Annotated in this window: 1 protein-coding gene; it reads right to left on the reverse strand. The window is 65.1% G+C overall.

Features of this window, described 5'->3' with window-relative positions; all coding sequences use genetic code 11:
- Nucleotides 1-1,480: LON peptidase substrate-binding domain-containing protein (locus Q0C41_RS31245; RefSeq protein WP_367079329.1), on the reverse strand; the 1,480-nt coding region annotated here is incomplete at both ends.

Consider the following 1,480-nt stretch of genomic DNA (forward strand, 5'->3'; position numbering starts at 1 on the left):
GCACGCCGAGGTAGTGATCGGTGAACGAATCGTTCTGTGCCGGGTCGAGCACTTCGAGCAGTGCGCTCGACGGATCCCCCTGATACGACGTTCCGAGCTTGTCCACTTCATCGAGCAGGAACACCGGGTTCTTGGTGCCCGCCGTCTTCATGCCTTGGATGATGCGACCCGGCAGCGCGCCGACATACGTGCGACGATGTCCGCGAATGTCCGCTTCATCGCGCGCGCCGCCGAGGGCGACGCGCACGTACTCGCGCCCAAGGGCACGCGCGATCGACTTGGCGATGGATGTCTTGCCCACGCCCGGCGGTCCGTTGAAGAGCAGGATCGGACCACGCGCCATCACGCGCGCCTTCGCTTCCTTGGTGTCGGTGATCGCGCGGTCGTTGCCGTTGCCGTTCGTCGGCGCGTCCGGATCATCGGCCTTGAGCTTGGAGATCGGGAATTCGCCCGTGGTCGCGACCTGCGCCGCCACCTGCTGCGCACGCAGCTGACGCACGGCGAGGAACTCGAGCACGCGATCCTTCACGTCCTTGAGGCCGTAGTGATCCTCTTCAAGGATTTCCGACGCGCGGTTGAGTTCGAGGTGATCGTCCGACCGCTTGCTCCACGGCAACTCGGCGATCCACTCGAGATAGGTGCGGATCACCTGCGCTTCCATGCTTTCGCGACCGGCGCGCTCGAGGCGACCGATCTCGCGCTCCACTTCGGCGCGCGCGTCCTTCGGCAGGTCGAGCTTGGTCAGCTTCTCGCGCAGTTCGGCGATCTCCTTCCCCTGATCGTCGTCGCCAAGCTCCTTCTGGATCGCCTTGAGTTGCTCGCGCAGGAACATCTCGCGCTGGCGATCGCCCAGCTCTTCCTGCACCTGCGACTTGATGTCCTCTTGTGCCTCGAGCAGCCCGATCTGCCGCTGCACGTGCACCAGCACGCGGCGCAGTCGCTCTTCGACCGAAAGCGTCTCCAGCAGCCCCTGCTTTTCGGGGACGGTGAGTTCGATGTAGCCGGCCACGAGATCGGAGAATCGACCGGCGTCGTCCACCGAATCGAGCACCTGGTGGACGACCTCCTCGGGAAGGCCGCGCTTCTCACCCAGTTCGGCGGCACGCTCGCGCGCTTCTTTGTGGAGCGCTTCGAAGGCCGCATTCTTGAGATCCAGCGGCATCATCTCTTCCGCCGGCACAATGACCGCGGTGAGGTAGCCGTCGACTTCCTGATACTGCAATGCCGTGGCGCGCTGCTCACCCTGCAGCAGCAGTTGAACGCCGCCCAACCCGCGCTGAATCTGCCCGATGCGGGCGATCACGCCGGTGGTGAAGAGAATGTCGGACGTCGGCTCTTCGGTGTTGTCGCGTTGGGCAACGGCAAACACGAGTCGGTCGCCCTTGAGGGCGGTCTCGATCGCCCGAAGCGTGCCGGGACGACCGGCCGCGATCGGAGCGGTGATTCCGGGGAACATGACGGTCCCGCGCAGTGGCAGGAC

The sequence above is a fragment of the Luteitalea sp. genome (assembly GCF_022842525.1).
GTDB lineage: Bacteria > Acidobacteriota > Vicinamibacteria > Vicinamibacterales > Vicinamibacteraceae > Luteitalea.